Source organism: Nocardioides oceani, assembly GCF_030412965.1.
Lineage (GTDB): Bacteria > Actinomycetota > Actinomycetes > Propionibacteriales > Nocardioidaceae > Nocardioides > Nocardioides oceani.
In genome coordinates this window covers 1-1,388 of record NZ_JAUHJQ010000044.1, presented here as the reverse complement: position 1 = coordinate 1,388, position 1,388 = coordinate 1, and the positions used below count along the sequence as shown (strand labels likewise).

Below are 1,388 nucleotides of genomic sequence, written 5' to 3'. Positions count from 1 at the left end.
GGTCTTTCGAAGATGGCGGTTCCTACGCCAGCCACCCGAAAGACCTCGACGTGCACGACGCTACCCGTGCGGGCGCCTTCGCCTGCGCTGATCTGACGACCTTCTGCCGCCTCGATGAGCTGGGGCTGGTGGTGACCGGACAACGCCTCGAACCGAAGCGGGCGGTCCTGGCCTGCAAGGTCGTCGAACCCGAAGGCTCCCTGGAACGGTGGTGCCGTCGCTGCGGAGCCGAAGGCCTTCCGCGCGACACCGTGACCCGCGAGCTGGCCCACGAGCCGTTCGGGTGGCGACCCACCACGCTGCGCATCACGGTGCGCCGCTACCGCTGCGCCGGATGCGGGCACGTGTGGCGCCAAGACACCCACCGCGCCGCCGAACCCCGAGCCAAGCTCTCACGTCGTGGGCTGCGGTGGGCGTTGGAGGCGATCGTGGTCGGGCACCTGTCCATGAGTCGCGTCGCCGAGGGCCTCGGGGTCGCGTGGGGCACCGCCAACGACGCAGTCCTGGCTGAAGGCAGGCGGGTGCTGATCGATGAGGAGCACCGCTACGACGGTGTCACCGCGATCGGGGTCGATGAGCACGTGTGGCGCCACACCAGGCGCGGCGACAAGTACGTCACCGTGGTCATCGACCTGACCGCGGTGCGCGCCGGCACCGGCCCGGCCAGGTTGCTGGACATGGTCGAGGGCCGGTCGAAGAAGGTGTTCAAGACCTGGCTCGCCGAGCGCCCCGGGGACTGGCGCCGAGGCGTGGAGGTGGTGGCGATGGACGGGTTCACCGGCTTCAAGACCGCCGCGGTCGAGGAACTCCCCGACGCGGTCGCAGTCATGGACCCCTTCCACGTCGTGCGCCTGGCCGGGGATGCCTTGGACCGGTGCCGACGCCGGGTCCAACAAGACCTCCACGGCCACCGCGGCCGCCGCAACGATCCGTTGTACCGAGCCAGGCGGACCCTGCACACCGGGTCCGACCTGCTCACCGACAAACAAGCCGACCGGCTGCGCGCCTTGTTCGCCGACGACAGGCACGTCGAGGTCGAGGCGACCTGGGGCATCTACCAGCGGATGATCACCGCCTACCGCGAACCAGACCGACGCCGCGGCCGCGAGCTCATGACCAAGCTCATCGAATCGGTCAGCACCGGCGTCCCGAAGGCGCTGGTCGAGGTCATCACCCTGGGCCGGACCCTGACCAAGCGCGCCGAGGACGTCCTGGCCTACTTCGACCGCCCCGGCACCAGCAACGGACCCACCGAGGCCATCAACGGACGCCTCGAGCACCTACGCGGATCAGCGCTCGGGTTCCGCAACCTGACCAACTACATCGCCAGGAGCCTGCTCGAGACCGGCGGCTTCAGACCCCTACTACACCCCGGTCTGTGAAGAGCC

The 1,388-nt window shown here is 69.5% G+C and carries 1 protein-coding gene; it reads left to right on the top strand.

Translation table 11 applies throughout. The features are described from left to right. Positions 1-50: 50 nt before the first annotated feature. Positions 51-1,382, top strand: a complete 1,332-nt coding sequence (locus tag QWY28_RS23195) for an ISL3 family transposase (RefSeq protein ID WP_300955289.1) — start codon at positions 51-53, stop codon at positions 1,380-1,382. Positions 1,383-1,388 lie beyond the last annotated feature (6 nt).